The organism is Sulfuritalea hydrogenivorans sk43H, from assembly GCF_000828635.1.
Classification (GTDB): Bacteria; Pseudomonadota; Gammaproteobacteria; order Burkholderiales; family Rhodocyclaceae; genus Sulfuritalea; species Sulfuritalea hydrogenivorans.
In genome coordinates this window covers 1,698,301-1,724,362 of sequence record NZ_AP012547.1, presented here as the reverse complement: position 1 = coordinate 1,724,362, position 26,062 = coordinate 1,698,301, and the positions used below count along the sequence as shown (strand labels likewise).

Genomic DNA, 26,062 nt, shown 5'->3' with positions numbered 1-26,062 from the left:
TCATGAGTCAGCGACCGCCTTACCGAAGACAAGTCATCAATCCCGTTTGCCACGTTAAACCACAGGCACCATGAAAACGCCGAACCAACTGCAAACCCGAGGCACACCGCCCGCGTCCTGACGCCCGCGATGTGCGACTTGTCGTGCCCGCCTGGCTTGAATGCGCGCGGGAGCACACATGAAACGCATGCTTTTCAATGCGACGCAGGCTGAGGAACTCCGCGTCGCGATCGTCGATGGTCAGAAACTGATTGACCTCGACATCGAATCAGCCAACAAGGAACAGCGCAAGAGCAACATCTACAAGGCGGTCATTACCCGCATCGAGCCCAGCCTCGAAGCTGCCTTCGTGGACTATGGCGCCGAGCGTCACGGCTTCCTGCCGTTCAAGGAAATTTCCCGCACCTATTTCAAGCCCGGCGTCGATGCCGGCAAGGCGCGCATCCAGGACGTCCTCAGCAACGGCCAGGAACTCATCGTCCAGGTCGAAAAGGACGAGCGCGGCAACAAGGGCGCGGCGCTGACCACCTATGTCTCGCTGGCCGGCCGCTATCTGGTGCTGATGCCCAACAATCCGCGTGGCGGCGGCGTTTCGCGCCGCATCGAGGGCGAGGACCGCCAGGAACTGCGCGAAGTCATGGACCAGCTGGTGGTGCCCAACGGCACCAGCCTGATCGCCCGCACCGCCGGTATCGGCCGCAGCCTCGAAGAACTGCAGTGGGACCTCAACTACCTGCTGCAACTGTGGACCGCCATCGACGGCGCCGCCAAGGCCCAGAGCGGCGCCTTCCTGATCTATCAGGAATCCAGCCTGGTGATCCGCGCCATCCGCGACTACTTCCACGCAGAAATCGGCGAGATCCTGATCGACACCGACGACATCTTCGAACAGGCGCAGCAGTTCATGGCGCACGTGATGCCGGGCACGGTCAATCGCGTCAAGCGCTACCACGACGACGTGCCGCTGTTCTCGCGCTTCCAGATCGAGCACCAGATCGAATCCGCCTATTCGCGCCAGGTCACGCTGCCTTCGGGTGGCGCCATCGTCATCGACCATACCGAAGCGCTGGTTTCGGTCGACGTGAACTCCGGCCGCGCCACCAAGGGCAGCGACATCGAGGAAACGGCGCTGCGCACCAACTGCGAAGCCGCCGACGAAATCGCCCGCCAGTTGCGCCTGCGCGACCTCGGCGGCCTGATCGTGATCGACTTCATCGACATGGAATCGGCCAAGAACCAGCGCGAAGTCGAGAATCGCCTGCGCGACGCCCTGCATTTCGACCGCGCCCGCGTCCAGACCGGCAAGATCTCGCGCTTCGGCCTGCTCGAACTCTCGCGCCAGCGCCTGCGTCCGGCGCTCGCCGAGACCAGCTACATCACCTGCCCGCGCTGCACCGGCACCGGCCACATCCGCAGCACCGAATCCGCCGCGCTGCACATCCTGCGCATCCTCGAAGAGGAAGCCATGAAGGAAAACACCGGCGCGCTGCACTGCCAGGTGCCGGTGGATGTCGGCACCTTCTTGCTCAACGAAAAACGCGTCGATATCTCGCGCATCGAGATGCGCCACCGTGTCAATCTGGTGATCGTACCCAATCGTCACCTGGAAACGCCGGCACATGAAATTATCCGTCTGCGCCATGACCAGCTGAATGCCGAAGGCGCCGTGCTGGCCAGTTACCAGATGGCGGAGAAGCCGATCGAAGAGGCCTACCAGCCACCGTCGGCCAACGCCGAAGCCAAGCCCGTCAAGGTCGAAGCCGCAGTCAGGGGCATCACCCCCGACCAGCCGGCGCCGATCGTCGAGCCGAAAGCCGCTACGCCCGTCGCCCAGGCTGCTCCCGCCAGCAATGGCGGCTTCTTCAGCAAGATCATGTCCTTTTTCAGCGGAGGCACGCAGGCGCCAGCGCCGGCCGCTCCCGCCGAGAAAGCCGACCGTCAACCGCGCCGTGAAGGTGGACGCGACCGCGGCCGCGATGGCAATCGCGAAGGTGGTCGCGGTGGTCGCGACCGCAACGGTCGCGGCAACCGCGATGGCAGCGAACGCAAAGAACGCGGCGATCAAGCGCAGCGCCCCCAGCAAGGCAAACGCGACGAAACGCAAGGCGAAGGCGGCAACCGTCGCCCGCGCGACGGCCGCAACGAGCCGCGTGAGCAGAAGGAGCCGCGCGAGCCGAGAGAGGCCCGTGAACCGCGTCCGCCACGCGAGCCCAAGGAGCCCAGGGAACCCAGAGAGCCGCGCGCTCCGCGTGGTGACACCAACGCTGCGCAAAACGCCGTGTCGCCAGCGCCGTCCGCAGGGGATACCGCCTCTGGCGTCGCCAGAGGCATAACCCCCGGTAACGCCGGAGCTCAGGGCGCAGGCCAGGAAGGCGAAGCCCGCAGCGGCCGCAGAAGTCGCGGTCGCGGCCGTGGCCGTGGTCGTGGCGAGGAAGGCAGCGCACCGGAAGCCATGGCAACCGCAGCAGCCGGATTCGCACCCGTTCAAGCTGACGCGTTCGCTCCGGCCGCAACGGAAGCCGCCATCCCGCAGCCGGCTCCCGTGCAAGCCTTCGAGCCAGTACCCGTAATGGCGGCGGCGCCTGTCGCTGCGGCAGTAATCGCACCCGAAGTCGAGGTGGCAGCAGCGCCCGCAGCCGCCGTGGCGCCGCCGCCGACTCCGGTCGTCGAACCGGTAGCGCCGGTTGCCACCACCGCGGTAATGGTTGCGGAACCCGTTCCGTTGCCGGTCGTCGTGGCCGCACCGGCTCCGGCGCCCGCCGCCGAACCGATCATCGTTCCGCCGGCACCGAAGCCCACCCCGGTGGATCTTTCCGGATCGCTGCAGCAGGCCGGTCTGGTCATGATCGAAACCAGCCATGCCGCACCGCCCGCCGACACGTTCGCGCCGGCACAGCCGCTGGGCCGCAAGCCCAAGCCGGCGCCGGTGATTGTCAACGAACCGCTGCAGATGGTGGAAACCAAGAACAACTGAGCTTCGCCATAAGCAGCAGAAAAGGGCGTCTTGCCGCAGGGCAAGGCGCCCTTTTTCTATCTGGCGCTCAGCGCCAGTATGAGGTGGGTCGCTGCATCCTCGACCAGGTCGAGCACCTGTTCGAAACCCTGGGCGCCGCCGTAGTAAGGATCGGGAACTTCGTCCTCATCGAAACGCTCACCGTACTCGAGAAACAGTCGCAGCTTGTGCCGATGCGGCGCCGGACAGGCGCGCTGAAGAATCTCCAGATGCTCGCGATCCATCGCCAGCACGTGATCGAAGCTGATGAAATCGAACTCCGTCACCCGTCGCGCGCGCAAGGGTGACAGATCGTAGCCACGCCGCTTCGCTGCCGCCACGGTGCGCGGATCGGGCGGATCGCCGACATGGTAGCCATGGGTACCGGCCGAATCGAACTCGAACAGCTGATCCACGCCGTGCTTCGCCGCGAGGCCGCGCGCCACGCCTTCCGCCGTCGGCGAACGGCAGATGTTTCCGGTGCAGACAAAGAGAATCCTGTGGGTCATCAGACGGCATCTCCCGGTGCGTCGTGGGCCTCGCCGCCGAAGGCAAGGTGCTGGATGCGAAACAGTTCGTCGCGCGCCGCCGCCGCCTCTTCGAATTCCAGGTTCTTCGCATGCTCCTGCATGGCCTTCTCCAGCCGCCTGATCTCGCGCGACAAGTCCTTCTCGCTCATTACCTCGTAGCGCGCCGCTTCCTGTGCCGCCTTCAGCTCGCGCACCGCGGTGTCGGCATCATATACGCCGTCGATGATGTCCTTGATGCGCTTCTTGACGCCGATCGGGGTGATGCCCATCGCCTCGTTGTGCGCCAGCTGCTTCGCCCGCCGCCGCGCGGTTTCGCCCATCGCCCGCTGCATCGAATCGGTGATCCGGTCGGCGTAAAGAATGGCCGTGCCGTTGAGGTGGCGCGCGGCACGGCCCATGGTCTGGATCAGCGAGCGCGTCGAGCGCAGGAAGCCTTCCTTGTCGGCGTCGAGGATCGCCACCAGCGAGACCTCGGGAATGTCCAGGCCTTCGCGCAGCAGGTTGATGCCGACCAGCACATCGAACTCGCCCAGCCGCAGGTCGCGGATGATCTCGACCCGTTCCACGGTGTCGATGTCCGAATGCAGGTAGCGCACCTTGATGCCGTTGTCGTTGAGATACTCGGTCAGTTGCTCCGCCAGACGCTTGGTCAGCGTCGTCACCAGCACCCGCTCGCCGACGGCGATGCGCTTCTTGCATTCGGCGAGCAGGTCGTCGACCTGGGTGCTGGCCGGCCGCACCTCGACCACCGGATCGACCAGGCCGGTCGGCCGCACCAGTTGCTCGACCACCTGGCCCTGATGCGCCTCCTCGTAGGCCGCGGGCGTTGCCGAAACAAACACGGTCTGCGGCATCAGCTTCTCGAACTCGTCGAACTTCAGCGGCCGGTTGTCCAGCGCCGAGGGCAGGCGAAAGCCGTAATCGACAAGGTTTTCCTTGCGCGAGCGGTCGCCCTTGTACATGCCGCCCACTTGCGGAATCGTCACATGCGATTCATCGACGAACATGATCGCATCATTCGGCAGGTAGTCGTAGAGCGTCGGCGGCGGCTCGCCGGGCTGGCGCCCCGACAGGTGCCGCGAGTAATTCTCGATGCCCTTGCAGAAGCCCAGCTGGTCGAGCATTTCGAGGTCGAAGCGGGTGCGCTGCTCGATCCGTTGGCACTCCACCAGCTTCTGCTCGCGCTGGAAGAATTCGATGCGCTGGCGCAATTCGGCCTTGATCGCCTCCACCGCTTTCAGCACCGTGGCGCGCGGCGTGACGTAATGGCTCGATGGAAACACCGTGAAGCGGCCGAGCTTCTGCCGCGTGTGGCCGGTCAGGGGGTCGAACAGCGTGATCGATTCCAGCTCGTCGTCGAACAGCGTGATGCGCACCGCGCTTTCGGCGTTCTCCGCGGGAAAGATGTCGATCACGTCGCCGCGCACGCGATACACGCCGCGCTTGAAATCCATCTCGTTGCGCTCGTACTGCATTTCCGTCAGGCGACGGATGACCTCGCGCTGGCCGATCTTCTCGCCGGTGCGCAGGTGCAGGATCATGCTGTGGTAATCGACCGGATCGCCGATGCCGTAGATCGCCGACACCGTACATACAATCACCACGTCGCGCCGCTCCAGCAGGCTCTTGGTCGCCGACAGGCGCATCTGCTCGATGTGCTCGTTGATCGAGGAATCCTTCTCGATGAACAAGTCGCGCGACGGCACGTAGGCCTCGGGCTGGTAGTAGTCGTAATAGGAAACGAAATACTCTACCGCGTTCTCCGGAAAGAACTCGCGGAACTCCGAGTAGAGCTGCGCCGCCAGGGTCTTGTTCGGCGCCAGCACCAGCGCCGGGCGGCCCAGGCGAGCGATGACGTTGGCCATGGTGTAGGTCTTGCCCGAGCCGGTGACGCCGAGCAGGGTCTGGAAGGACAGACCGTCAGCGATGCCCTCGGTCAGCAGGCGGATCGCCTCGGGCTGGTCGCCCGCCGGCGGAAAGGGCTGGTGCAAGCGCCACGGGCTGCCCGGAAACTCGACCACCCTGCCCTTCAGTTCATGAATTTCGGCCACTGGCTAACCCATTTATTTACTTATGGAAAGCCGACAAATTCCTGATCGAATCGAGTCGGCCGTTGCGGTATTATTGCGCGCTTCGCGCCGGGACCCAAATCGCCGTCCCGCCAGCGCCGACTTTCCACCTTTACCGCATCCGGAGTACTCATGAGCTCGATCTTCGCCGCCGTAGAAATGGCACCCCGCGACCCCATCCTCGGCCTCAACGAAGCCTTCAACGCCGACACCAACCCGAACAAGGTGAACCTCGGCGTCGGCGTCTATTTCGGTGACGACGGCAAGATTCCGCTGCTGGCCGCGGTCAAGACCGCTGAGAAGGCCCGCCTGGAAACCCAGCCGGCGCGCGGCTACCAGCCCATCGAAGGCATCCCCGCCTACAACAACGCGGTGCAGAACCTGCTGTTCGGCAAGGACTCCGAACTGCTCGCCGCCGGCCGCGCCATCACCTGCGAATGCCTGGGCGGCACCGGCGCGCTGAAGGTCGGCGCCGATTACCTGAAGCGCCTGCTGCCCGAGGCCAAGGTCTACATCAGCGACCCGAGCTGGGAAAACCATCGCGCCCTGTTCGAATCGGCCGGCTTCACGGTCGAGAACTACGCCTACTACGATGCAGCCACGCGCGGCGTCAATTTCGCCGGCATGAAGGCTGCGCTCGCGGCGATGCCGGCCAAGTCCGTCGTCGTCCTGCATGCCTGCTGCCACAACCCCACTGGCGCCGACCTCTCGGCCGCCCAGTGGAAGGAAGTCGTCGAACTGGTCAAGCAGCGCGACCTCGTCGCCTTCATCGACATGGCCTACCAGGGCTTCGCCGACGGCATCAAGCCCGACGCCGTCGCGCTCGACCTGTTCGCCGCCTCCGGCCTGCAGTTCGTGGTTTCCAGCAGCTTCAGCAAATCCTTCTCGCTCTACGGCGAGCGCGTCGGCGCGCTGACCATCGTCACCGCCGGCAAGGACGAATCGGCCCGCGTGCTGTCGCAGGTCAAGCGCGTGATCCGCACCAACTATTCCAACCCGCCCACCCATGGCGGCGCCGTGGTGGCCGCCGTGCTCTCCAGCCCCGAGCTGCGCCAGCAATGGGAAGACGAACTGGCCGGCATGCGCGAGCGCATCCGCGCCATGCGCAACAGCCTGGTCGACAAGCTCGCCGCCGCCGGTGCCACGGGCTTCGACTTCATCAAGGTCCAGCGCGGCATGTTCAGCTACACCGGCCTCACCGCCGAGCAGGTGGAAAAGCTGCGCGCCGAGTTCGGCATCTACGCCGTCAGCACCGGCCGCATCTGCGTCGCCGCGCTCAATACGCGCAACATCGACTACGTCGCCAAGGCCATCGCCGCGGTGCTGAAGAAGTAACAAAGCTGTTGCAGGCAAAAACAGGCACGGCTATAATCCGCGCCTCTTGAATATTCCTCGATAGCTCAGTTGGTAGAGCGCCGGACTGTTAATCCGTAGGTCCCTGGTTCGAGCCCAGGTCGAGGAGCCAGAATTCTTGTTGTGGTTCTTGCACTTAGCCCAACCGTCCCGGTTGGGCTTTTTGCATTTCACTTTGACCACTTTTTGATCGAGTCCGCATGACAACCCGACCTACCCTCCAGCGCATCAAATTCGGCGAAGTTGCCATCGGCCAGCGTTTCTACGACCCGATCAGCGCGGAATACTTCGTCAAGCAGAGCGACACCCTCGCCGCCATGGTCACCGGCATCGGCGACGGCACGGTGCCGGACGAATTCGAGCCGGACGACATCGTCGGCATCGACCAGTAGAGAAGGTCGCGCCAGGCACGACCCATGATGCTCAGGAAGGCATTTGCGCTGCTCGCCGGCGCGATCCTGCTGATTCTCGGATTCATGGCATCGGTGGTGGTGTTCGCCATCGTCGCCGTGCTTGGCCTGGCACTGTGGGCCTACGTCTGGTGGAAGACGCGCAAGCTGCGCCAGACCATGCAGGCGCAGGCGCCGACGGGCGGCCAGGTGATCGACGGCGAGGCCGTCGTGGTCGAGGAATACGTCGTGGAAACGAAAACCGTCCTGCCGGGCGATGCCTCCCGGCAGTAGCACTCGCAGCTCAATTCAAAAAGGTCAGCCGATGCGCCCCGTCCACGATATCGACGCAATCATCCTGATGGCCACGACGCTGTCATCGAAGCGACGGCCCGCGGAACTGGTCGAGATCGTAGCCGCCGCCGATCTGCTGCAAGGCTCGATTCCCTTCGTCGAAAAACTGGGGGAAGCCATCCAGCGGCTCTCCACCCTTGGCCTGATCAGTGCCGCGGAGGGCCGCTTCGGGCTGACACCCGCGGGCCACGCAATCATGGCAAAGCAGCGGAAGAAGGCCGATACCGAAGAGCTCATCATCGGCGTCAGGAGCAGTCTCGCCGCCCACAACCCGACGGAACACTGCGCCCCCATCGATCTGCCCCCGGAGCAACTCGTCGCCGCCATCCAGGCGCACAAAGCCACGCGAAAAGCCCCGGGCAAGAATCTCCTGATGCCGAAACCCAAGCTCGATCGTCACTTCAAGGCGGAAGGCCGCTGGCGCAGGGTTCCCGCACCGCGATAGGCAAGCGCCGTCCCGCAGACATCACCACAGGAAACCCGCCATGAGCTCCCTGCCCAAGTGCCCCCAATGCAGTTCCGAATTCACCTACGAAGACGGCGAAAACTACGTCTGCCCGGAATGCGCCCACGAGTGGCCCAAACAGGCTGCGGCAAGCACCGATGAAGGCCGCGTGATCCGCGACTCCAATGGCAACGTGCTGCAGGACGGCGATACCGTGACCGTGATCAAGGACCTCAAGATCAAGGGCTCCTCGTCGGTGGTCAAGGTCGGCACCAAGGTGAAGAACATCCGCCTGGTCGACGGCGACCACGACATCGACTGCAAGATCGACGGCATCGGCGCAATGTCGCTGAAATCGGAGTTCGTGAAGAAGGTTTAGGCCGCGGAAGTGTCGTCATTCGGCGACACTTGATCCGGTATTCGCCGGGGTGGATAGTGCGTTCGTTGCCCCCCCGAAACCGGAAGGAATTCAAATGAAGAAGCTATCCATGGTGCTGCTGCTTGCGGCAGCGAGCTCGCTGGCGATTGCGGAGCAGATGGTGTGGAAGGTCGTGTCAAGCAGCGGCATGGTCTCGGCAACCGTCTTCAACGACCTGCGCGCCTGCAAGAAGGCGCTGCCGAATTACAGGAAGGGCTCGACATGCGTGGCAGTGCCGCTGAGCTGAAGGCTCCCCGGCATTCCCCAGCCGTGAATCAACAGCCCGAAGGTCTCATGCCGCGTCGTCGTCGCCGTTCAAACGCTCGTCGGCCATCTTAAGGAACAGCAGGTAAGTCAGCTGCTCGACGTAATCGCCATACGACATGCCGTCGTCGCGCAGCACGTTGCAGTAGTTCCAGAGTTTCTGGACGAGGGTGGATGCGTTCATGGTCAATCCAGTTTTGCCAGCAGGCGCAGTTTGTCTTCAAGATCGGGCAGACGTGCCTGGCTGGCGGCATCGCCCGGCAGGTGCCCAGGCAGGGCTTCGAGAAATGCCGGCGTCGCGAGCAGACGGCCCACCCAGTCGCGCAGATAGTCCTTCAGCTCATCATCAAGCTGACGGCACTCGGCCATGAGTTCATCGCGCCCGTCGATCACCGATATCAGGTCGCCCAGATCGTGACTGAAGAGATAGTCATTATTTCCGCGGTCGGCGAAGGCTTCGAATTTGGTCGCAACGAACACCGGCGCCGTAATCAGCCGAATCACCATTCCGCTCGGCAAGGGCGTTTTGCAGGCGGTCGCCAGTGCGAGGGGATACCAGCGATTCGAAAGGCTCTTTTCTGGTTGAGTAGTGGAAATTCGTCAACGCTTTGATTTGTCGTGCGTTATGTATATCGTATAGAAAACAACGACAACACAGGCATGAAACGGACGGAAATCGAAAAACTTCTCGGCCAGATCGAGTCGCTCGACGCCGAGGAAATCAGCAAGGTCAAGAAAGTGCTCGCCCGCCGCGAAGGACGGGTCGAAGGATCGGTCGTTCTCCAAGAGAAGGAGGAGAGCGTCGAGGCCTGCCCGCACTGCGGATCGAAGGACATCGCCAAAGCGGGAAGCAAGGGCGGACGCAGGCGATACAAGTGCAAGGCTGAAATTTGCGGCAAGAGCTTCAACGCCCTGACGGGAACGCCGCTGGCCCGGCTGCGGATGTCGGAGAAGCACATCGAGAACGCCCGCTGCATGGCGGCGCGATTGAGCATCCCGAAGACGGCGGAGCGGCTCGGCGTGTCGTGGGAGACCGCGTTCCGCTGGCGGCACCGCTTCCTGCGGCTGCTGGCCGACAGGCAGCCGGAGCAACTGGCCGGGATCGTCGAGGCCGACGAAACCTTCTTCCGCGAGTCGTTCAAGGGGCAGCGTTCGGGGCTTCCGCGTCCATCGAAGAAGCGCGGCACTCCGGCCGCCTCGCGCGGCCTGTCCAAGGAGCAGGTCCCGGTGCTGGTCGCGCGCGACCGCGCCTCCGGCGCGACGCTCTCGAAGGTGGTCAAATCGACGAAGGCCAAGGACTTGGAACCCGTCCTGATGCCGAGGCTCACCAAGGACGCGATGCTGATGACGGACGGGGCGTCGGCCTACAAGACCCTCGGCAAGGCCCACGGCGTCGCCGTGAAGGGCATCCCCGCGAACAAGGGGCACAAGACCTCCGGGCTGGCCCACATCAACAACGTGAACGCCTATGACGAACGGTTGAAGGGCTGGATGTTCCCGTTCAAGGGCGTGGCGACGAAATACCTCCAAAGCTACCTCGGCTGGCACCGCTGGCTCGACGCCGACAAGAAGTCCGGCAAGGCCCGCCGCCTGCTGCGGGCAGCTCTGGGCTGACGGGTCAGCCGACGACCGGCTCGATCCCGAGCAGGTGCCACGCGTCGAGGTAGGACGCGGCGTCGATGCGGTCGCCGACCGTCTGGATTCCCTCTTCCTTGGTGCGGCCCTGCGGCTTGAAGTCGAGCGACAGGTGGTAGCTCGTGCTGTTGGGGAACCTGCCGCCGAAGAAGTAGTGCATGCCCTCCGCGACGACCTTGGCGGGGAAGACATACACGTCGGGGTTCGGGTTGCCGTCGGCCATGTCGACGCAGCAGACGAACCTGCGCTCCAAGGGGATGCGGTCGTTCTCCGGGGTCGCGTATTTGGCTTGGAGGATCCACCGCTTCGAGGTCTGGGCTGCGGTCTTCACCTCGATGAAGGCGACGTGTCCGGCCTTGTCGAAGGCGAGAATGTCGTAGCCGATGGTCGTCCCCCATTGGAGCGTGACCATGTGGCCGCGTTGCGTCAGCCGCGAGGCGACGAGGAACTCGCCGGCCAGCCGGTTGAGGTTCTTCCGTTCGTTGGAGACGCGGGTCTTCAAAAGAAACCGACCGCCTGCAAGCGATTCCGCAAGTCTTGGCCACCTCTGGCAATCAATTCATGCAGCATGACTTTTCCATTGGAGTTCAACAGCCCCACCCCGACCGTGGAAGAGGTAAATGGAAGAATGACGAAAGTATGAGCCGCATTGAGCTTGACGATGATGTATGCATCAATATTCGCAATCCCGCCATTCGCCGCTAGCGACGACAAGGCTTGAACAGCCTCCGGCCATTCGGCTTTCGGAATGTCCGTCTTTGCCTGTTCCACGAAATCCTGTGAAACGAGTCGAAAGACGTTTTGTTTATTTCCTGCCACGGCAACCCATCATCAGTTCAATCACTTGCTGCCGAAAATGAACTCTTGCAGTTCATCAAGCGGCCCAAGATCGACAGGTTCGTGTTTCCCTTCCATCAGCGAGGGGTCGTCCATCACCGCGCGGACCCATGGATAGTCTGCCCGCAAAGATTCAACAACAGCTGAATGGTCCACACGTTTGGATGAGACGCACTTGGCCCGCGCGAGAGTCACTGTTTTTTCTTGTGCAGTGCGTCCCTTTCTGACTAGGGTTTCCATTCTCCCTCCCATTCAGGCTGATGCCCGCTGCTTTATTTATATCACCTTCACAGGGATGAGTCTTGATGTCAAATCGCCTAGCGACAAACGGGTCATACTACCTAAGCCGAAAAGAGCCATTCGAAAAGCCCAGAATTTCCTTCAGGGTCGGCATCACATCGACCGTCACCGCGCCGACGCGCCAGCGACAGATCGGAGCATCCTTGCTGATGTCGTTGACGAAGCCCTGTGCGCGCAAGGCTTTTTCCACATGCGCATAGTCGGCGCGGACCGTGGCCCGGACAATCAGGTCCACATCCTCGGTCGGGCGGATGGCCGGCTGCGCCGGATCAGTCATCAGCAGACCGGTCACGGCACCGCCCAGGAAGACCAACTCTTCGCGCAATCCATCGCCCAGCCGCTCGGCCACCAGTTCCATCATCACCACATTGGGATCGTTGGGATTCATGACGTCAGGCGCTCGTCGAGCAATTGCAGCGCGATGGCGCGTTCGCGCGGGCTGCCGCCGCGCACCGCGTCGAACAGCACCAGCAGTTCATACAGCGCCGGATTGCGGGTCGCCGCGTCGGGCACCGTCGGATACAAGGGATAGAAAGCCGCGCCGCGCACGCTGCCGGCCTTGTGCGGCCAGACCGGCGGCGGTTCGTTGGGCTGCATGATCAGGTCTCTCAATGGCGCCGCCGCGTAACTCGTCGGCATGCCGCGCGTCATTTCGCCCCGCATGGCGGGGAAACAGTAGCGCGCCCCGTGCTGGACGAACATCCGCAAGGCCTCGCGCACCACCGTTGCCTTGCCCGCCGCATCCTTGCGCGCCAACTGCGCAGACGCCGCACGCTCCAGGCCGGCATGCACCTCGGAGGCGGTCAGACCGAGTTCCCCGCCCAGCACCGCATAGGTCGGTGGCATGCCCTGTTCAAGCGACAAGCGCAGCAGAACCACCAGATCCTGAGGACGGAGCACGACTTGTGGATTCGACTTGGAGCGGTACATGGCGACACCATATTCGCTATTTGCAAATAGCGAATATACGGATTACTTCTTTGAAAGGCAAGATGTTTACCTATGGATTCTCATTTCGCGAATTGCGAAAGTCGGCGCTGGCGGGACGGCGGATAGCCCTCCCTTGTGCGCTCACCCACGCGCAATTTCCGTTTACCATGGCCGTCTGTCCTTTCTGCAACAGGAAAACTCATGCGCCTCCACCTCGCCCGCCCGAACATCGTTGCCGCACTTGCCGCGTTCACCATTCTCTGTGGCCATGCGGGACTGAGCTTCGCCGCCTCCGCCGAGGAACAGCGCGGCGAAATCCGCAAGATGCGTCAGCAAACGCTGGCGCATCTGTACAAGGTGCATCCCGGCGCGCGGCAGCATATCCAGAAGGCGGCGGGCTACGCGGTGTTCAGCAACGTCGGCATCAACCTGATTTTTCTTTCGGCGGCCGGCGGCTCGGGCGTGGCGCATGACAACAAGACCGGGCGCGACGTTTTCATGAAAATGGTGTCGGGCGGGATAGGCATCGGCCTCGGCGTCAAGGATTTTCGCGGTGTCTTCGTCTTCGCCAGCGCCGACGGCTTGAAGAGCTTCGTCAACAGCGGCTGGGAAGCCAGCGCGCAGGCGGATGCCGCGGCCAAGGCGGGCGAGAAAGGCGGCGCGGCGGCGGGCGCAATCACGGTGGCGCCGGGCGTCAGCCTGTATCAGCTGACGGAAAACGGACTCGCCTTGCAGGCGACGATCCAGGGCACCAAGTACTACAAGAACGACGATCTGAATTAGACGGGGCGGCGCCGGACGGCAAAAAGCCCTTCGGCGCTTCCGCCAGAAGGGCTTTCTGCTCCCGCTTTAGCAGTACTTGTAATGCGCCCGCAAGCTGAAACTCAAATCGGCGCTGCCCATCGGGGCTTGAGTCCGGAAGACTCCAGGTAGAACGGTGAAACGCTAGATCAGGGATGGACTTTCAGCGCTAAGTTCCTCCTGAGTTTGCCCTCAAGTCGAACGCAGTTTCACTCTAGGCCTCGGCGCGGGCAATGTCAAATTCCGATCAGCGACTGGCACAGGTCGTGGATCGCGCGGGCGGTGACGAAGCCGTCGTCGCGATAGGGGTTGTATTCGACGATCTCCACGGCCAGCAGTTTCTCGTCGCCGTGCGCGAGCGCCAGCGCGTCGGTCAGGTCCGCACGCAGCAGGCCGCCGGGAACCGGCGTGCCGACACCCGGCTCCTCGGCCGGATCGAGCGCATCCAGGTCGATGCTGATGCCGTAGCCGCGGGTGTGCCTGCCGACCCGGGAAAGCGCCTCGGCGAACACTTCGGCCAAACCGCGGCGCCGGACCTCGTGCATGAAATAGACCCGCACGCCGAGTTGCTTCAGCAGAACGGCCTCATCCGATTCGAAACTGCGCACCCCGATCAGGCAGACATCCTCGGGCAACAGCTTGGCTCCGGCGCCGGCCACGCCGGTCAGGCGCGGATCTCCGTGGCCGAGCAGGCTGGCCAGCGGCATGCCGTGAATGTTCCGGGTCTGGCTGGTGGCGACGGTGTGGCTGTCCATGTGGGCGTCGATCCAGATCAGGCCGAGCCGCGCCTCGGCGCCGAGCACGCGCTTGACGCCCGACCAGGTGCCGATGGCGCAGGAATGGTCGCCGCCGATCACCAGCGGGAAGTCGCCGTGTTCCAGATGCCCGCCGACACTGTCGGCGAGCCGGGTGACGACGCCCTGCACGGCATCGACCGGATCGCGCGGAACCGGCTGCGCGGCCCGCACCGGCTCGTCCCAGTGCAGCCCGTCGTCGATGGTCTCGAGGTCGGACAGGAAGCGCAGCGCGCGCACCACTTCCGATCCGTCCTGACAGCCGGGATCGCCGGCCCCGTGGCCGCTGGCGACGCCTATCACCGCTATCCTGCGTGGGACCACTGTTCATTGCCTCCATGGCGACCGATCTGTAGTTTAATGTGGCGCCGTTTCCCCCGCGCATCATGGCCCTCAAATCCACCATCTTCAAAGCCGAACTGCAGATCGCCGATCTGGACCGGAACTACTACCAGACCCACGCGCTGACCATCGCCCGGCATCCCTCGGAAACCGACGAACGCATGATGGTGCGCCTGCTCGCCTTCGCCATGCATGCCGACGAGGCGCTGAGCTTCGGCAAGGGCCTGTCCTCCGAGGACGAGCCCGACCTGTGGGCCAAGGACCTGACCGGCGCCATCGATCTGTGGATCGAGGTCGGCCTGCCCGAGGAACGGCGCATCCGCCGCGCCTGCGGGCGCGCCCGGCAGGTCGTGGTGGTGACCTATGGCGGCCGCGTCGCGGACATGTGGTGGCAGCAGAACAAGGCGGCGCTGCAGCGTCAGGACAACCTGACGATCATCAATCTGTCGGTCGAGGATTCCGCCGCGCTGGCGGCTTTGGCGGCACGCAACATGGCTTTGCAATGCACGTTGCAGGAAGCAGAACTCTGGTTCATCGTCGATGGCCAGAGCACGCGCATCGCACCCGAAATCAGGCTGGCGCCGACTGCCGGCTAGGTTCGCCCAAGACGCGCAGGGCCGCTTCGATCCCTCCCTGTTCCAGACGCACCGGCACCGCCAGCATCAGGTTCAGGGCCAGTCCGAAATTTTCCACCCGCCAGCCAGCGGCGTCGCGAGACTGCGCGCTTGCGCCCAGGCGTTCGCGCATGGGGCGCAGGTCATCGGCATAGCCGATCACCGGCTTGCCCAGCGCGAGCGCGTAGCCGATCTCGACGCAGGTGCCCGAATCCGGCTCGCTGCCGCGAAACGGGTTGAGGTTGGCCAGCACCGCATCGGCCTCGCCGATCAGCTTCAGATTGTTGTTGTAGATGCCGGCGGCCGTGGTCTCCATGCCGTCGAGCGGGATCAGGGCCTGGTGCCCCTGCCGGCGGCACAGCGCGCGGACACCTTCGGCCCACTGCCGCACATCCGGACGAAACACATCGGGACCGGCAAGGTAAAGCTTCAATCCAGTTCGTCCTGGCCGAGCAGCATCAGTTCCTGGATATTTGGGGGGGTGCCGGGCAACAGAGCGATATCCACTGCGGTAAGCCCGTCCAGACGCATGATCTCGATGTCGGCGCCGACCGCCAGCAGCAGTTCCACCGGCCCGGCCTGACCGTGGAGGATCGCCGTGATCAGCGGCGTGTTGCCGTCCTCGTCCTGCGGATCGATTTCGCAACCGGCGCTCACCAGCGTCGCCGCGATGCTGGCATGGCCGCCGGCCGCCGCCGCGTGCAAGGGGCGTTCGCGCCGCGGGCCGAGCACTTCGAGATGGGTGCCGGCCTCGGTCATCACGCGCACCGCCGCGACGCAGCCGAGCTTGGCCGCCACATACAGCGGCGGCCCTTCGCGGGCCAGCAACGCTTCGGTCAGGCTGGCATTGACCCAGTCGGCGGGGGAAAGGTCCATGGTCGGTCCGGATCAGGCGAGATTCTTGGCAAGGAAGGCCAGGGTGCGTTCCCAGGCCTGCTTGGCGCAGGTCGCATCGTAGACCTCGGGGCGCCGCTCATTGAAGAAAGCATGGTCGGCATCGTAGCGATGGATTTCGGGCGTCGCGCCTTTGGCCCGCATCGCGGCTTCGAGGGCGTCGACCGCGGCCGGCGTGCACCAGTCGTCCTTGCTGGCGAAGTGGCCCTGGAACGGGATCCGGATGGCGGCTGGATCAGCGAATTCCTGCGGCGGAATGCCATAGAAGCACACGGCGGCAGCGAGCTTGGGCACATGCACGGCCGCCGCGATGCTCAGCGCGCCACCCATGCAGAAACCCATGGCGGCGATCTTGCCGCTACCCATGCCGCGCAGATGCTCGACCGCGCCGCGAATGTCCTGGTGTGTGGCGCCGGGGAAATCGAGGCCGTTCATCAGGTGGCTGGCCTCGTCGGGCTTCTGCGTGACGCGGCCCTGGAACAGGTCCGGCGCCAGCGCGTTGAATCCGGCACGGGCAAAGCGATCGGCAATGCCGCAGATCTGCTCGTTGAGCCCCCACCACTCCTGGATCACCACCACGCCCGGAGCGCCCTGCCCGGCATTCGCCAGATAGCCGCGGCAGGCGCTGCCGTCCGGTCGCTTGAATTCGATCATTTGTCCCATGGCTGGCTCCTCGACTGCTGCAGGGCTGCTAATTTACCGGAATTCCGCTGCCATCGACGAGAGTGAGGCCTCTCGTATAATGCTCGTCTTTGCCTCAGCCCATTGCCGCGCCGTGAATCCCGATCTCGCCCTCCTGCAGCCCTACCCGTTCGAAAAGCTGCGCCAACTCTTCGCCGGCGTACCGCCAGCGCCGACTCTTGGCGAGATCAAGCTGTCGATCGGCGAGCCGCAGCACGCGACGCCGCCCTTCATCCAGCGCGCGCTGGCCGACAACCTCGCCGGGCTCGCCAACTACCCGACCACGCAAGGCGCGGATGCCCTGCGCCAGACCATCGCGGCATGGATCGCGCGTCGCTACGGCGTTGCCCCGCCCGATGCCGCAACGCAGGTGCTGCCGGTCAATGGTTCCCGCGAGGCGCTGTTCGCCTTCGCCCAGACCGTGATCGACCGCAGCGGTGGCCATGCCAAAGTGGTCTGCCCCAACCCGTTCTACCAGATCTACGAAGGCGCCGCCCTGCTCGCCGGCGCGCAGCCGATCTACCTCAACACCCTGCCCCACACCCATTTCGAGATGGACTGGGCGGCGCTGCCGGAATCCGCCTGGCGCGACGTGCAGCTGGTGTATGTCTGCTCCCCCGCCAACCCGACCGGCAAGGTCATGACGCTGGATTCGTGGAAAGCCCTGTTCGAGCTTTCCGATCGCCACGGCTTTGTCATCGCCTCCGACGAGTGCTACTCGGAGATCTATTTCGACGAGGCGAAGCCGCCGCTGGGCGGACTCACCGCCGCCGCGCAACTGGGGCGCGGCGACTACCGCAACCTGGTGATGTTCTCCAGCCTGTCCAAGCGTTCCAACGTGCCGGGACTGCGCTCGGGCTTCGTCGCCGGCGATGCGTCCATCGTGAAGAAGTTCCTGCTCTACCGCACTTACCACGGCAGCGCCATGAACCCGGCGGTGCAGGCGGCCAGCATCGCGGCCTGGAACGACGAGGCCCATGTCCGTGACAACCGCCGCATGTATGCCGAAAAGTTCCACGAGGTGACGCCGCTGATCGCCCACCACCTCGATTGCCGCGTGCCGGACGCCGGCTTCTACCTCTGGGCGAAAACGCCCATCGCCGATACCGAATTTGCTCGCGAGCTGCTGCGCCGGAAGAATGTCGTGGTGCTGCCGGGCAGCTACCTCGCGCGCGAAGCGAACGGCATCAATCCCGGCGCCGATTTCATCCGCATTGCCCTGGTCGCACCGCACGAGGAATGCCTCGAAGCGGCGCGCCGCATCAACGATTTTTGTCTATCCCTCTGAAAGAATCCATCATGAACGAACTCCAGCAAATCATCGAGCAAGCGTGGGAAGACCGCGCCAACCTGAGCCCCGGCGTCGCTCCGGCGCGTGTCGGCGACGCCGTCGCGCATGTGCTGGGCGAACTCGACTCGGGCGCCCTGCGCGTCGCGGAGAAAATCGACGGCCAGTGGACCACGCACCAGTGGATCAAGAAAGCCGTGCTGCTGTCCTTCCGCCTCGAAGACAACCAGGTCATGGATGGCGGCCCGATGCGCTACTACGACAAGGTGCCGAACAAGTTCGCCCACTACGACGCGCACATGTTCCAGAAAGGCGGCTTCCGCGTGGTGCCGCCGGCCGTCGCCCGGCGCGGCAGCTTCATCGCCAGGAACGTGGTGCTGATGCCGAGCTTCGTCAATATCGGCGCCTATGTCGATGAAGGCAGCATGGTCGATGCCTGGGCCACCGTCGGCTCCTGCGCGCAGATCGGCAAGAACGTGCATCTGTCCGGTGGCGTCGGCATCGGCGGCGTGCTGGAACCCCTGCAGGCCAACCCGACCATCATCGGCGACAACTGCTTCGTCGGCGCGCGCTCGGAAGTCGTCGAGGGCGTCATCGTCGAAGACAACTGCGTGATCTCGATGGGTGTGTATATTGGCCAGAGCACCAAGATCTACGATCGCGCCACCGGCGAAGTGATGTACGGCCGCATTCCGGAAGGCTCGGTGGTGGTCAGCGGCAACCTGCCCTCGGCCGACGGCAAGTACAGCCTGTATTGCGCCGTCATCGTCAAGCGGGTGGATGCGCAGACGCGGGCCAAGACGGCCATCAACGATCTGCTTCGCGACTAAACGCATCAGGCAACACGCAGAGGAGGCAAAGACATGGGAACGATGCAAAGACTGTTCAGCTTGATGGCGGAGAAAAAGGCCTCGGACCTGTTTCTCTCGGTCGGCGCACCGATCACCATCAAACTGCTGGGCAATTCGGTGCCGATCAATCCGGCCATCCTCGATCCGGCGGCCGTGCGCAACCTGCTCGGCGAGGTTCTCAGCGAAGAACAGATGGCCGAGTTCGACCGCGAGAAGGAACTGCAAACCCGCGTCGTGGCGCCCGACGTCGGCGTCTTCCGCCTTTCCTGTTTCTATCAGCGCGGTACGCCGGCCCTGGTGGCGCGCTACATTCCGGTGGATATTCCCAGGTTCGACTCCCTTGGCCTGCCGCCGATACTGAAAGACGTGATCATGGAAAAGCGCGGCCTGATCCTGATGGTCGGCGCCACTGGTTCCGGCAAGTCGACAACGCTGACGTCGATGATCGACCACCGCAACGAAAATGCGTCGGGACACATCCTGACGCTGGAAGACCCGCTCGAATTCCTGTTCAAGAACAAGAAGTCCATCGTCAACCAGCGCGAAGTCGGCACCGACACCAAGGCCTACCAGATCGCGCTGAAGAACGCCCTGCGCCAGGCGCCGGACGTGATCTTCATCGGCGAGATCCGCGACAAGGACACCATGGGCCAGGCCATCGCCTACGCCCAGTCCGGCCACCTGTGCATGGCGACGCTGCACGCCAACAACAGCTACCACGCGATGAGCCGGATCATCAGCTTCTATCCGCTGGAAAACCGTCCGTCGCTGCTCGCCGACCTTTCGGTGACGCTGAAGTGCGTGATCTCCCAGCGCCTGGTCAAGACCCCCGGCGGCGGCCGCATCGCCGCGGTGGAAATCCTGCTCAACTCGCGCTACATCGCCGAACTGATCGAAAAGGGCGAACTCAGCGAAATCAAGGACGCCATGGAAAAAAGCATGGTGCCCGGCAGCCAGACCTTCGAACAGGCGCTGTTCCAGCTTTACAAGAGCGGCGCCATCACGCTCGACGAAGCACTGGCCAACGCCGACTCCGCCAACAACCTGCAGCAGGTGATCAACAACGCCGCAACGGTGGTGCCCGGAGCGGAAGGCACCCTCGGCGCACAAGCCGCCGCCGAGGCCAACAAGGGCGCCCCCGACTACACGAAGTCGGTCGCGCCGGGATCGTTCAGCGACTTCAAGCTGAACATGGACGCCTGATGCCGGTGCTCGAAAAAGCGCGGGCACTGATCGCCCGCCCTTCGGTCACGCCCGACGATGCCGGCTGCCTCGACCTGATCGCCTCCTGGCTGACGCCGCTCGGTTTCACCATCGAACGCATCGACGCCGGCGGCGTCTCGAACCTCTGGGCACGCCGCGATCCCGTTGGCAAACCCACGGGCCGCGTGATCTGCTTCGCCGGCCACACCGACGTGGTGCCCACCGGCCCGCTGGAAAAATGGACCTCGCCGCCCTTCGAACCCACCGTGCGCGACGGCTATCTTTACGGACGCGGCGCGGCCGACATGAAGAGTTCGATCGCCGCCTGCGTGGTGGCCATGGAACGCCTAGCAAATCGCCGTCCCGCCAGCGCCGACTTTTCGCTGGCCCTCTTGCTGACTTCCGACGAAGAAGGCGACGCCGTGAATGGCACGGTACGCGTGGTGGAAGCGCTGCAGGCGCGCAATGAAAAGATCGACTTCTGCATCGTCGGCGAACCGACCTGCGTCGGCCGCCTCGGCGACACCATGAAAAACGGCCGCCGCGGCTCGCTCTCGGCCAGCCTCTCCATCAAGGGCGTGCAGGGCCACGTTGCCTATCCACATCTGGTGAGGAACCCGGTGCATCTCGCGGCGCCGGCGCTGGCCGAACTCGCCGCCACCACCTGGGACGCGGGCAACGAATATTTCCCGCCGACCAGCTTCCAGATTTCCAACGCCCACGCCGGCACCGGCGCCGGCAATGTCGTGCCGGGCAGCTTCGAGATCATGTTCAATTTCCGCTTCGCCACCGCCAGCACGGTGGAAAGCCTGCAATCCCGCGTGCATGCCCTGCTCGACCGCCACGGCCTTGAATACGACATCCGCTGGACGCTGGGCGCCAAGCCCTTCCTGACGCCGCGCGGCGCACTGTGCGAAGCGCTGACCGAGGCCGTCGCCACCGAGATCGGCATCGCCGCCGAACTCTCGACCACCGGCGGCACCTCCGACGGCCGCTTCATCGCCGACATCTGCGCACAACTGGTCGAATTCGGCCCGGTCAACGCCAGCATCCACAAGATCGACGAATGCATCGCCGTCGCCGACCTCGAACCGCTGGCGCGCATCTACGAGCGCACCTTCGAACGGCTGATGACAACGTGATCAACAGCGCCACCGATGAACTGATCACCATCCGCGACTGGCTGCGCTGGGCGGTCAGCCGCTTCAACGAGGCCGGGCTGTTTTTCGGCCACGGCACCGACAATGCCTGGGACGAAGCCGTCTGGCTGGTGCTCGCCACCCTGCACCTGCCGCGCGACACGCTCGATCCCTGGCTCGACGCCCACCTGACCAAAACCGAGCGCCTGGCGCTGCTCGGCAACCTGCAGCAGCGCGTGGTGCATCGCCTGCCCACGGCCTACCTGGTGCAGGAAGCCTGGCTCGGCCCCTACCGTTTCTACGTCGATCAGCGCGTCATCGTGCCGCGCTCCTACTTCGCCGAGCTGCTGGAAAACGGCTTCGCGCCCTGGATCGACGATCCCGAATCCGTCGGCGCCGCGCTCGACCTGTGCACCGGCTCGGGCTGCCTGGCGATCCTGATGGCCCACGCCTTCCCCAATGCCGACGTCGATGCCATCGACATCTCGGCCGACGCCCTCGTGGTGGCCTGCCGCAACATCGCCGACTACCACCTCGACGACCGCGTGCATGCCATCGAGTCCGACCTGTTCGCCGCCGTCAAAGGCAAGCGCTACGACCTGATCCTGAGCAACCCGCCCTACGTCACGGCGGCGGCCATGGACGCCCTGCCCGCCGAGTACCGCCACGAACCGGCGCTGGCGCTGGCCGCCGGCCCCGACGGCCTCGACGTGGTGCGCCGCATCCTCGCCCAGGCCCGTGAACACCTCAACCCCGGCGGCCTGCTGTCCATCGAAGTCGGCCACAACCAGCACCTGGTCGAGGCCGCCTTCCCCGATATGCCCATGGTCTGGCTCGACACCGAGCACGCCGAAGGCAAGGTCTTCCTCGTCACGCGCGAAGACCTGCCCGCCGCATGACCACCCTCACCTTCATCCTCAAGGACGGCAGCCGCCATGCGGTCGACGCCGACGGCGAAGAGAACCTCATGCAGGTAGCAATCTTCAACGGTGTGCCGGGCATCGAAGGCGCCTGCGGCGGCTTCTGTTCCTGCGCCACCTGCCACGTCCATGTCGAGAGCAGCCACGCCCTGCCGCCCCCGGCGGCGGACGAGGAAAGCATGCTGGCCGGCACCGCTGCCAGGCGCAAAAAGAACAGCCGCCTCGCCTGCCAGATCAGGATCACGCCGCAACTCGACGGCCTCGTGGTGCGCATCCCCGAACGGCAGTAAGGCCGCGCGGCTCACCGGCTGCGCGAGTTCCCGCCCGGCGGGCCCTGGCGGTCACACCGCCCCAACCAGCAACTGACCAGCATCGCCGCGCGAGGATCGCCCCCGGCGCGCAGCAGGGCCGCATGGGCAAGCTCGTCGGCCTCGACTTCCTGCTGCGGCGGCCTTTCCCACAGCAGCGTGATGCCGCTCCCCGGCACGCCGCGATGCTGCAAGGCGACGTGCGCCATCTCGTGCGCCACCACCGCGCGCGCCAGCACCTCGTCCGCGCAGACGCGGGACGGACGCAGCCGGATCGCTCCGCCGGGCGACGCATCGCCCAGCGTGCTCTTCCCCTTGCGGAAACCCCGGCCATCGGCCAGCTCCTCATCCAGGCGCAGATGCACCTCGGGCCGATGGCCCAGCGCGGCAAAGCCCGTCCGCAGATGCGCCGCGTGCGCCTCCATGCGCACATGGCACGCCGCCAGCTCCGGCGGCATCGGCGTCGTGGCACAGCCGCCGAGCAGCAGGGAAAGGAGAATCATCGTGCGCGTCATGCAGCCAGTATCGCCCATTTGCATCGCGGACGCCGCAAGAGTCGGCGCCGGCGCTACGGCGATGCAGCACAGACTCCCGCACGCCTTCTTGCAAAAATGCCGGATACATCGTCTAATCCATCCCACATGTTCCGGCCCGCTGCCGGACGATTCGCAATTTCAAGGATTCGTGCCTCAGAAAACGCTGCGTCAGCCCATGCGGAGGGGCTGACGCTTTTGACGACGATTCAGGCCGTACCGATTTTTACAGGCTGCCGATCATGAACGACTCAAACCGATCAAGCGTCTTTTTAGCAGGCCTATTGGCCGGAATGCTTTCCGTCATGATGGAAAGCATTCCATCATTTAGGCGCCAAATTTATCGTTAGCCCGCACAATGACCACCATGGATATCGTCGCGCAGAACAGCATTGTCGAACTGATTCAGGCCGGACGTGCTGAGTCGGCGCTGTTGGTCTTGAACCGCCACCTGCACAAAGAACCCAACGACTGGTACGCACTCTATATGTCCGGAGTAGCTCTTCGCGCACTTGGTCGCCTTGATGACGCCATTACTTATCTCGCTAAAGCTGTTTCGGTTAACGCTGATGAGGCGCCCGTGCACCTGGCACTCGGCATTGCGTTACAGCTCAGTGGAAGACTCGACGACGCAGTTCGTTCCCTACTGGCCGCTATCCAACTCAGGCCCGATCTGTATGAAGCGTATAACAGCCTTGGAATCACCTACAAGAAGCTAGGTCGCCACAAGGAGGCCTTGAACACATACGAACAAGGTATTGATCGGCTCATGGCGAGCGTTTCCAAGATAGTACACTCAGACCCGACTCGCTGCTACCGAGAAGAAATAGTTGATGGCGAGCGAATTCGAACCGTATTGCCCTACGTCTTCATGAAGACTCGGGAGATGCTGAGAGCCAATCCTCTGTACGCAATACTCACGAACAATGTCGCCGTATGTTTCGCAGAACTGGGGCAAATCAACGAAGCGCAAAGGTTATACGAGGAGGCAATCGAGTTCACCCCTGACGGCTACAATTACCCAGACCCACACCAGCATTTACAGCGCCTCACTGGCAACACCAAGTAGATGGCAATGCGAAAGCTCCTAGGCTTGCCGCCTAGCCCGCCGCTTCAGAGGGTCGCTCCGCCGGCAAGCCGGCTCCGCGCCTCTGAGCTTGCACCACGTTAAAGGTCAGGAGGAATCGTGGCGCGAGTTCCCTTTGGAGAAAGTTACCCTGACCCTCGACGGACAAATAGCTTCCTAGACGCGTGCGCCTTTGACCCAAAATACGCCCCCGAAGACGTAGCAGCGCAGGAAATCCATCGCATCGCCAAGGAAACAAGCATTAGTGTCCTACTAGCACACTCCAACCAAAAAGAGATTGAACATCCGAATACTCCTGAGGGCGTAAAGCGCGAAGCGCGAGCGATGATCTATACAGTCGAGACCGCTTTGACCACTGGGGAGCGTACGCAGAAGGCGGAAATTCACCGTATCCTTACCGGTGATGGGAACTCCGAGAAATATGCCGCTGATGCGGCGCATGTCTTTGAAGCGGGAAAATACATGGGCTACTTCATTACTGCAGATCGTCGAGTCCTCGACAAGCGGGGTGAGTTACGCAAAGTGAGCCCGGCGATAGTGCTCACGCCGAGTGAGTGGCTAAGCATATACCGTGAAGAGGGCTAGGCTATGCATTCTCACCATCTTGGGCCTGTTGGCACGCTCTTCCAAACAATTGCTGCCATTGGTTCCGCCGCCCTTGGCTTCATTGTCTGGCCTGTGCTGGAGGGCATTCTCACTGGATCCGTATTGTTTACCGTGGGCTACATTTTTGTCCGTCTTCCTCAGATGCTTGCGACCTATCAGCGAGACGGTGCAAAGATACTACTGGCCTTCGTTTATCTCATTGTCGGAAACTGCCTCTTGTCAGGAGCCTTCTACGGATTGGGACGGCTTGTGTCGTGGGCTTTGCACTGATTCTGACGCGTAAAACAGGAGCTATAGGGGTCATCATCATATGACTTCCTGACGATCCGCGATGCCATGCCGCGCGCGAATTCTTCGTAGTGCTATCGGGGCATCAAATAGGTCGTAAATCGCCGTCCCGGCAGCGCCGACTCTTGTCGAAAACCGGGGAGCGGCCAGAGGCTTGACCACACTGCCATTCCATTTGGTTCACCGCAGAATGCATCCATGAAAAGAGGTTTTCGACAGCTTCGTTCGGCGTCACAAGCCATGGCGCGTTACAATTCTGCTCGTTCAGTCCCGGAGACCAATCATGAATTTCAGCATCGAATGCGAGGAAGAGGTTGATGGTCGCTGGATCGCCGAGGTTCCTCAGCTTCCCGGCGTCCTGTGCTACGGCAAGACTGCCGATGACGCCATGGCAAAGGCAGAGGTACTTGCTCTCCGTGCCATGGCTGAACGCCTTGAGCAAAACGAGTCGCGCCCCGTCGAGATCAGCATCTCCCTTCCTCTCGCTGCATGAGTCACTGGCCGGCCGTCAAGGCCAAGCGTTTGCTGGCGGCGCTATTTGGTATCGGGTGGAAACTCAAGCGGCAGTCCGGATCCCACCGCACGCTGTCGCGCGAAGGATGGCCCGACGTTGTCTTCGCGTTTCACGATGGCGAGGAAATCGGTCCCCGAATGCTTGCTCGTATCGCTAAGCACACTGGCATCACACCGCAGGACCTTTAGCGCAATCAGGTTCCTCGGTAACGCAAAACCCGTCGTTCCCGAGGACGTTGGACATCTTGATGAGTACGCCATGGAACCACGCGTAAGCCTGATTACGCTTGGTGTCTCCGATCTGGAACGAGCTACCCGGTTCTACGCGGAGTGTCTCGGCCTGCCCCGGATCGAAACGCCTCCGTCGGTCACGTTTTTCGAGCTTGGGAAGACATGGCTTGCGCTTTGGTCCCGGGAAAGTCTGGCCGCCGATGCCGGTCTTGCGCCCGAGGGCTCCGGATTCCGCGGCTTTGCTCTTGCACACAATGTCCGTTCTCCGGCAGAGGTGGATGCATTGCTTGAGCGTGTTGCCGCGTTCGGTGCCAAGGTCACGAAGCAGGGGCACCCCACGGACTGGGGCGGCTACTCCGGGTACTTCACTGACCTGGACGGTTTTCTGTGGGAGGTCGCGCACAATCCGGGCTTTCCCCATGTGTAGCGCGATGGCCCGACCCAGCGCTCACT

Annotated in this window: 36 protein-coding genes and 1 tRNA gene; 23 read left to right on the top strand and 14 right to left on the bottom strand. The window is 63.5% G+C overall.

Annotation, left to right across the window (positions count from 1 at the left end; genetic code table 11):
* Positions 1-178 precede the first annotated feature (178 nt).
* Positions 179-2,974 carry an Rne/Rng family ribonuclease gene (locus SUTH_RS08480; protein WP_041098544.1) on the top strand — a complete coding sequence of 932 codons (2,796 nt, stop codon included), beginning with the start codon at positions 179-181 and terminating at the stop codon, positions 2,972-2,974.
* A gap of 56 nt (positions 2,975-3,030) precedes the next feature.
* Here SUTH_RS08480 and SUTH_RS08475 read toward each other — a convergent pair whose 3' ends face one another.
* Both SUTH_RS08475 and uvrB read right to left on the bottom strand, forming a co-directional pair.
* Positions 3,031-3,501, bottom strand: a complete 471-nt coding sequence (locus tag SUTH_RS08475; protein ID WP_041098542.1) for a low molecular weight protein-tyrosine-phosphatase — start codon at positions 3,499-3,501, stop codon at positions 3,031-3,033.
* Positions 3,501-5,573, bottom strand: coding sequence for an excinuclease ABC subunit UvrB (gene uvrB / locus SUTH_RS08470; protein WP_269450491.1), 2,073 nt, complete (start codon positions 5,571-5,573; stop codon positions 3,501-3,503). The genes SUTH_RS08475 and uvrB overlap by 1 nt, the downstream gene beginning before the upstream one ends.
* Positions 5,574-5,723: 150 nt before the next feature.
* Between uvrB and SUTH_RS08465 the strand changes: the two genes are divergently transcribed.
* From SUTH_RS08465 to SUTH_RS08435, 7 genes are all read left to right on the top strand, one after another.
* On the top strand, positions 5,724-6,926 hold the full coding sequence (locus SUTH_RS08465) for an amino acid aminotransferase (protein WP_041098540.1): 1,203 nt from the start codon (positions 5,724-5,726) through the stop codon (positions 6,924-6,926).
* 54 nt (positions 6,927-6,980) lie between these two features.
* Positions 6,981-7,056: transfer RNA gene (locus SUTH_RS08460), tRNA-Asn, on the top strand.
* An 88-nt stretch (positions 7,057-7,144) separates the two neighbouring features.
* Positions 7,145-7,336 carry a hypothetical protein gene (locus tag SUTH_RS08455; protein WP_041098538.1) on the top strand — a complete coding sequence of 64 codons (192 nt, stop codon included), beginning with the start codon at positions 7,145-7,147 and terminating at the stop codon, positions 7,334-7,336.
* Positions 7,337-7,360: 24 nt separating this feature from the next.
* Positions 7,361-7,627, top strand: a complete 267-nt coding sequence (locus SUTH_RS08450; protein WP_041098536.1) for a hypothetical protein — start codon at positions 7,361-7,363, stop codon at positions 7,625-7,627.
* Positions 7,628-7,658: 31 nt separating this feature from the next.
* Entirely contained in the window at positions 7,659-8,132 is a 474-nt protein-coding gene (locus tag SUTH_RS08445; protein ID WP_041098534.1) for a hypothetical protein, read from the top strand.
* A 40-nt stretch (positions 8,133-8,172) separates the two neighbouring features.
* The gene (locus SUTH_RS08440; protein ID WP_041098532.1) at positions 8,173-8,511 is read left to right on the top strand and encodes a zinc ribbon domain-containing protein YjdM; all 339 of its coding nucleotides are present in this window, start codon (positions 8,173-8,175) and stop codon (positions 8,509-8,511) included.
* Between the two features lie 94 nt (positions 8,512-8,605).
* Positions 8,606-8,797 carry a hypothetical protein gene (locus SUTH_RS08435; RefSeq protein WP_041098530.1) on the top strand — a complete coding sequence of 64 codons (192 nt, stop codon included), beginning with the start codon at positions 8,606-8,608 and terminating at the stop codon, positions 8,795-8,797.
* Between the two features lie 45 nt (positions 8,798-8,842).
* Here SUTH_RS08435 and SUTH_RS08430 read toward each other — a convergent pair whose 3' ends face one another.
* Positions 8,843-8,998: a type I restriction-modification system subunit M N-terminal domain-containing protein gene (locus SUTH_RS08430; RefSeq protein ID WP_041098528.1), complete on the bottom strand. Its 156-nt coding sequence runs from the start codon at positions 8,996-8,998 to the stop codon at positions 8,843-8,845.
* Between the two features lie 2 nt (positions 8,999-9,000).
* Entirely contained in the window at positions 9,001-9,318 is a 318-nt protein-coding gene (locus tag SUTH_RS08425) for a hypothetical protein (protein ID WP_171817338.1), read from the bottom strand.
* Between the two features lie 156 nt (positions 9,319-9,474).
* Between SUTH_RS08425 and SUTH_RS08420 the strand changes: the two genes are divergently transcribed.
* Positions 9,475-10,428, top strand: coding sequence for an IS1595 family transposase (locus tag SUTH_RS08420; protein ID WP_041098526.1), 954 nt, complete (start codon positions 9,475-9,477; stop codon positions 10,426-10,428).
* Positions 10,429-10,432: 4 nt separating this feature from the next.
* Here the strand turns inward: SUTH_RS08420 and SUTH_RS08415 are convergent, their stop codons facing one another.
* The 5 genes from SUTH_RS08415 to SUTH_RS08400 all read right to left on the bottom strand — a co-directional run bounded on the left by SUTH_RS08415 (position 10,433) and on the right by SUTH_RS08400 (position 12,516).
* Positions 10,433-10,951, bottom strand: coding sequence for a protein NO VEIN domain-containing protein (locus SUTH_RS08415; protein ID WP_041098524.1), 519 nt, complete (start codon positions 10,949-10,951; stop codon positions 10,433-10,435).
* On the bottom strand, positions 10,948-11,268 hold the full coding sequence (locus tag SUTH_RS08410; protein ID WP_171817337.1) for a hypothetical protein: 321 nt from the start codon (positions 11,266-11,268) through the stop codon (positions 10,948-10,950). Before SUTH_RS08410 ends, SUTH_RS08415 begins: the two co-directional genes overlap by 4 nt.
* 21 nt (positions 11,269-11,289) lie before the next feature.
* A complete protein-coding gene (locus SUTH_RS19330; protein WP_148312883.1) occupies positions 11,290-11,526 on the bottom strand; it encodes a hypothetical protein in 237 nt (78 codons plus the stop codon).
* Between the two features lie 97 nt (positions 11,527-11,623).
* Positions 11,624-11,974: a nucleotidyltransferase family protein gene (locus SUTH_RS08405; protein ID WP_052473454.1), complete on the bottom strand. Its 351-nt coding sequence runs from the start codon at positions 11,972-11,974 to the stop codon at positions 11,624-11,626.
* Entirely contained in the window at positions 11,971-12,516 is a 546-nt protein-coding gene (locus SUTH_RS08400; RefSeq protein ID WP_041098520.1) for a hypothetical protein, read from the bottom strand. Before SUTH_RS08400 ends, SUTH_RS08405 begins: the two co-directional genes overlap by 4 nt.
* A 201-nt stretch (positions 12,517-12,717) precedes the next feature.
* On the opposite strand from SUTH_RS08400, the gene SUTH_RS08395 reads away from it, so the two are divergent.
* Positions 12,718-13,299, top strand: a complete 582-nt coding sequence (locus SUTH_RS08395) for a lipid-binding SYLF domain-containing protein (protein WP_041098518.1) — start codon at positions 12,718-12,720, stop codon at positions 13,297-13,299.
* A 254-nt stretch (positions 13,300-13,553) separates the two neighbouring features.
* Here the strand turns inward: SUTH_RS08395 and SUTH_RS08390 are convergent, their stop codons facing one another.
* Positions 13,554-14,435 (bottom strand): arginase, encoded by an 882-nt coding sequence (locus SUTH_RS08390; RefSeq protein ID WP_041098516.1) that lies wholly within the window; start codon positions 14,433-14,435, stop codon positions 13,554-13,556.
* A gap of 62 nt (positions 14,436-14,497) precedes the next feature.
* Between SUTH_RS08390 and SUTH_RS08385 the strand changes: the two genes are divergently transcribed.
* Positions 14,498-15,049: a YaeQ family protein gene (locus SUTH_RS08385; protein ID WP_041098514.1), complete on the top strand. Its 552-nt coding sequence runs from the start codon at positions 14,498-14,500 to the stop codon at positions 15,047-15,049.
* On the opposite strand, the gene SUTH_RS08380 is transcribed toward SUTH_RS08385, so the two are convergent.
* From SUTH_RS08380 to SUTH_RS08370, 3 genes are read right to left on the bottom strand one after another with little or no spacing between them, the layout of a single operon-like run.
* On the bottom strand, positions 15,024-15,500 hold the full coding sequence (locus tag SUTH_RS08380) for a nucleoside 2-deoxyribosyltransferase (protein WP_041098512.1): 477 nt from the start codon (positions 15,498-15,500) through the stop codon (positions 15,024-15,026). The two genes, SUTH_RS08385 and SUTH_RS08380, sit on opposite strands and share 26 nt — an antisense overlap.
* Positions 15,497-15,943, bottom strand: a complete 447-nt coding sequence (locus tag SUTH_RS08375; protein WP_041098510.1) for an ankyrin repeat domain-containing protein — start codon at positions 15,941-15,943, stop codon at positions 15,497-15,499. The genes SUTH_RS08380 and SUTH_RS08375 overlap by 4 nt, the downstream gene beginning before the upstream one ends.
* A 12-nt stretch (positions 15,944-15,955) precedes the next feature.
* Positions 15,956-16,624: a dienelactone hydrolase family protein gene (locus SUTH_RS08370; protein ID WP_041098508.1), complete on the bottom strand. Its 669-nt coding sequence runs from the start codon at positions 16,622-16,624 to the stop codon at positions 15,956-15,958.
* Between the two features lie 112 nt (positions 16,625-16,736).
* Between SUTH_RS08370 and dapC the strand changes: the two genes are divergently transcribed.
* The 6 genes from dapC to SUTH_RS08340 are packed head-to-tail and all read left to right on the top strand — an operon-like array spanning position 16,737 to position 22,333.
* Positions 16,737-17,930, top strand: coding sequence for a succinyldiaminopimelate transaminase (dapC, locus tag SUTH_RS08365; RefSeq protein ID WP_041101994.1), 1,194 nt, complete (start codon positions 16,737-16,739; stop codon positions 17,928-17,930).
* Positions 17,931-17,941: 11 nt separating this feature from the next.
* Positions 17,942-18,760: a 2,3,4,5-tetrahydropyridine-2,6-dicarboxylate N-succinyltransferase gene (gene dapD, locus SUTH_RS08360; RefSeq protein WP_041098506.1), complete on the top strand. Its 819-nt coding sequence runs from the start codon at positions 17,942-17,944 to the stop codon at positions 18,758-18,760.
* 33 nt (positions 18,761-18,793) lie between these two features.
* Entirely contained in the window at positions 18,794-19,984 is a 1,191-nt protein-coding gene (locus SUTH_RS08355) for a PilT/PilU family type 4a pilus ATPase (RefSeq protein WP_041098504.1), read from the top strand.
* Entirely contained in the window at positions 19,984-21,126 is a 1,143-nt protein-coding gene (gene dapE, locus SUTH_RS08350; protein ID WP_041098502.1) for a succinyl-diaminopimelate desuccinylase, read from the top strand. Before SUTH_RS08355 ends, dapE begins: the two co-directional genes overlap by 1 nt.
* Positions 21,123-22,022 carry a 50S ribosomal protein L3 N(5)-glutamine methyltransferase gene (gene prmB, locus SUTH_RS08345; protein ID WP_041098500.1) on the top strand — a complete coding sequence of 300 codons (900 nt, stop codon included), beginning with the start codon at positions 21,123-21,125 and terminating at the stop codon, positions 22,020-22,022. Before dapE ends, prmB begins: the two co-directional genes overlap by 4 nt.
* On the top strand, positions 22,019-22,333 hold the full coding sequence (locus SUTH_RS08340; protein WP_041098498.1) for a 2Fe-2S iron-sulfur cluster-binding protein: 315 nt from the start codon (positions 22,019-22,021) through the stop codon (positions 22,331-22,333). Before prmB ends, SUTH_RS08340 begins: the two co-directional genes overlap by 4 nt.
* Before the next feature lie 11 nt (positions 22,334-22,344).
* Here SUTH_RS08340 and SUTH_RS08335 read toward each other — a convergent pair whose 3' ends face one another.
* Positions 22,345-22,866: a M48 family metalloprotease gene (locus SUTH_RS08335; protein WP_148312882.1), complete on the bottom strand. Its 522-nt coding sequence runs from the start codon at positions 22,864-22,866 to the stop codon at positions 22,345-22,347.
* A gap of 385 nt (positions 22,867-23,251) precedes the next feature.
* On the opposite strand from SUTH_RS08335, the gene SUTH_RS08330 reads away from it, so the two are divergent.
* From SUTH_RS08330 to SUTH_RS08310, 6 genes are all read left to right on the top strand, one after another.
* The gene (locus SUTH_RS08330) at positions 23,252-23,953 is read left to right on the top strand and encodes a tetratricopeptide repeat protein (RefSeq protein WP_171817335.1); all 702 of its coding nucleotides are present in this window, start codon (positions 23,252-23,254) and stop codon (positions 23,951-23,953) included.
* A gap of 117 nt (positions 23,954-24,070) precedes the next feature.
* Positions 24,071-24,556: a hypothetical protein gene (locus tag SUTH_RS19325; RefSeq protein WP_148312881.1), complete on the top strand. Its 486-nt coding sequence runs from the start codon at positions 24,071-24,073 to the stop codon at positions 24,554-24,556.
* Between the two features lie 3 nt (positions 24,557-24,559).
* Positions 24,560-24,847, top strand: coding sequence for a hypothetical protein (locus SUTH_RS19630; RefSeq protein ID WP_171817334.1), 288 nt, complete (start codon positions 24,560-24,562; stop codon positions 24,845-24,847).
* A 301-nt stretch (positions 24,848-25,148) separates the two neighbouring features.
* On the top strand, positions 25,149-25,358 hold the full coding sequence (locus SUTH_RS08320) for a type II toxin-antitoxin system HicB family antitoxin (protein WP_041098490.1): 210 nt from the start codon (positions 25,149-25,151) through the stop codon (positions 25,356-25,358).
* Entirely contained in the window at positions 25,355-25,567 is a 213-nt protein-coding gene (locus SUTH_RS20220; RefSeq protein ID WP_041098487.1) for a type II toxin-antitoxin system HicA family toxin, read from the top strand. The genes SUTH_RS08320 and SUTH_RS20220 overlap by 4 nt, the downstream gene beginning before the upstream one ends.
* Positions 25,568-25,637: 70 nt before the next feature.
* On the top strand, positions 25,638-26,036 hold the full coding sequence (locus SUTH_RS08310; protein ID WP_041098485.1) for a VOC family protein: 399 nt from the start codon (positions 25,638-25,640) through the stop codon (positions 26,034-26,036).
* The last annotated feature ends 26 nt before the right edge of the window (positions 26,037-26,062 follow it).

Coding starts and splice junctions, on each gene's coding strand:
- SUTH_RS08480 (WP_041098544.1), top strand. CDS start 179: ATGAAACGCATGCTTTTCAATGCGACGCAGGCTGAGGAACTCCGCGTC.
- SUTH_RS08475 (WP_041098542.1), bottom strand. CDS start 3,501: ATGACCCACAGGATTCTCTTTGTCTGCACCGGAAACATCTGCCGTTCG.
- SUTH_RS08465 (WP_041098540.1), top strand. CDS start 5,724: ATGAGCTCGATCTTCGCCGCCGTAGAAATGGCACCCCGCGACCCCATC.
- SUTH_RS08455 (WP_041098538.1), top strand. CDS start 7,145: ATGACAACCCGACCTACCCTCCAGCGCATCAAATTCGGCGAAGTTGCC.
- SUTH_RS08450 (WP_041098536.1), top strand. CDS start 7,361: ATGATGCTCAGGAAGGCATTTGCGCTGCTCGCCGGCGCGATCCTGCTG.
- SUTH_RS08445 (WP_041098534.1), top strand. CDS start 7,659: ATGCGCCCCGTCCACGATATCGACGCAATCATCCTGATGGCCACGACG.
- SUTH_RS08440 (WP_041098532.1), top strand. CDS start 8,173: ATGAGCTCCCTGCCCAAGTGCCCCCAATGCAGTTCCGAATTCACCTAC.
- SUTH_RS08435 (WP_041098530.1), top strand. CDS start 8,606: ATGAAGAAGCTATCCATGGTGCTGCTGCTTGCGGCAGCGAGCTCGCTG.
- SUTH_RS08430 (WP_041098528.1), bottom strand. CDS start 8,998: ATGAACGCATCCACCCTCGTCCAGAAACTCTGGAACTACTGCAACGTG.
- SUTH_RS08420 (WP_041098526.1), top strand. CDS start 9,475: ATGAAACGGACGGAAATCGAAAAACTTCTCGGCCAGATCGAGTCGCTC.
- SUTH_RS19330 (WP_148312883.1), bottom strand. CDS start 11,526: ATGGAAACCCTAGTCAGAAAGGGACGCACTGCACAAGAAAAAACAGTG.
- SUTH_RS08405 (WP_052473454.1), bottom strand. CDS start 11,974: ATGAATCCCAACGATCCCAATGTGGTGATGATGGAACTGGTGGCCGAG.
- SUTH_RS08400 (WP_041098520.1), bottom strand. CDS start 12,516: ATGTACCGCTCCAAGTCGAATCCACAAGTCGTGCTCCGTCCTCAGGAT.
- SUTH_RS08395 (WP_041098518.1), top strand. CDS start 12,718: ATGCGCCTCCACCTCGCCCGCCCGAACATCGTTGCCGCACTTGCCGCG.
- SUTH_RS08385 (WP_041098514.1), top strand. CDS start 14,498: ATGGCCCTCAAATCCACCATCTTCAAAGCCGAACTGCAGATCGCCGAT.
- SUTH_RS08375 (WP_041098510.1), bottom strand. CDS start 15,943: ATGGACCTTTCCCCCGCCGACTGGGTCAATGCCAGCCTGACCGAAGCG.
- SUTH_RS08370 (WP_041098508.1), bottom strand. CDS start 16,624: ATGGGACAAATGATCGAATTCAAGCGACCGGACGGCAGCGCCTGCCGC.
- dapD (WP_041098506.1), top strand. CDS start 17,942: ATGAACGAACTCCAGCAAATCATCGAGCAAGCGTGGGAAGACCGCGCC.
- SUTH_RS08355 (WP_041098504.1), top strand. CDS start 18,794: ATGGGAACGATGCAAAGACTGTTCAGCTTGATGGCGGAGAAAAAGGCC.
- dapE (WP_041098502.1), top strand. CDS start 19,984: ATGCCGGTGCTCGAAAAAGCGCGGGCACTGATCGCCCGCCCTTCGGTC.
- SUTH_RS08340 (WP_041098498.1), top strand. CDS start 22,019: ATGACCACCCTCACCTTCATCCTCAAGGACGGCAGCCGCCATGCGGTC.
- SUTH_RS08335 (WP_148312882.1), bottom strand. CDS start 22,866: ATGACGCGCACGATGATTCTCCTTTCCCTGCTGCTCGGCGGCTGTGCC.
- SUTH_RS08330 (WP_171817335.1), top strand. CDS start 23,252: ATGGATATCGTCGCGCAGAACAGCATTGTCGAACTGATTCAGGCCGGA.
- SUTH_RS19630 (WP_171817334.1), top strand. CDS start 24,560: ATGCATTCTCACCATCTTGGGCCTGTTGGCACGCTCTTCCAAACAATT.
- SUTH_RS08320 (WP_041098490.1), top strand. CDS start 25,149: ATGAATTTCAGCATCGAATGCGAGGAAGAGGTTGATGGTCGCTGGATC.
- SUTH_RS20220 (WP_041098487.1), top strand. CDS start 25,355: ATGAGTCACTGGCCGGCCGTCAAGGCCAAGCGTTTGCTGGCGGCGCTA.
- SUTH_RS08310 (WP_041098485.1), top strand. CDS start 25,638: ATGGAACCACGCGTAAGCCTGATTACGCTTGGTGTCTCCGATCTGGAA.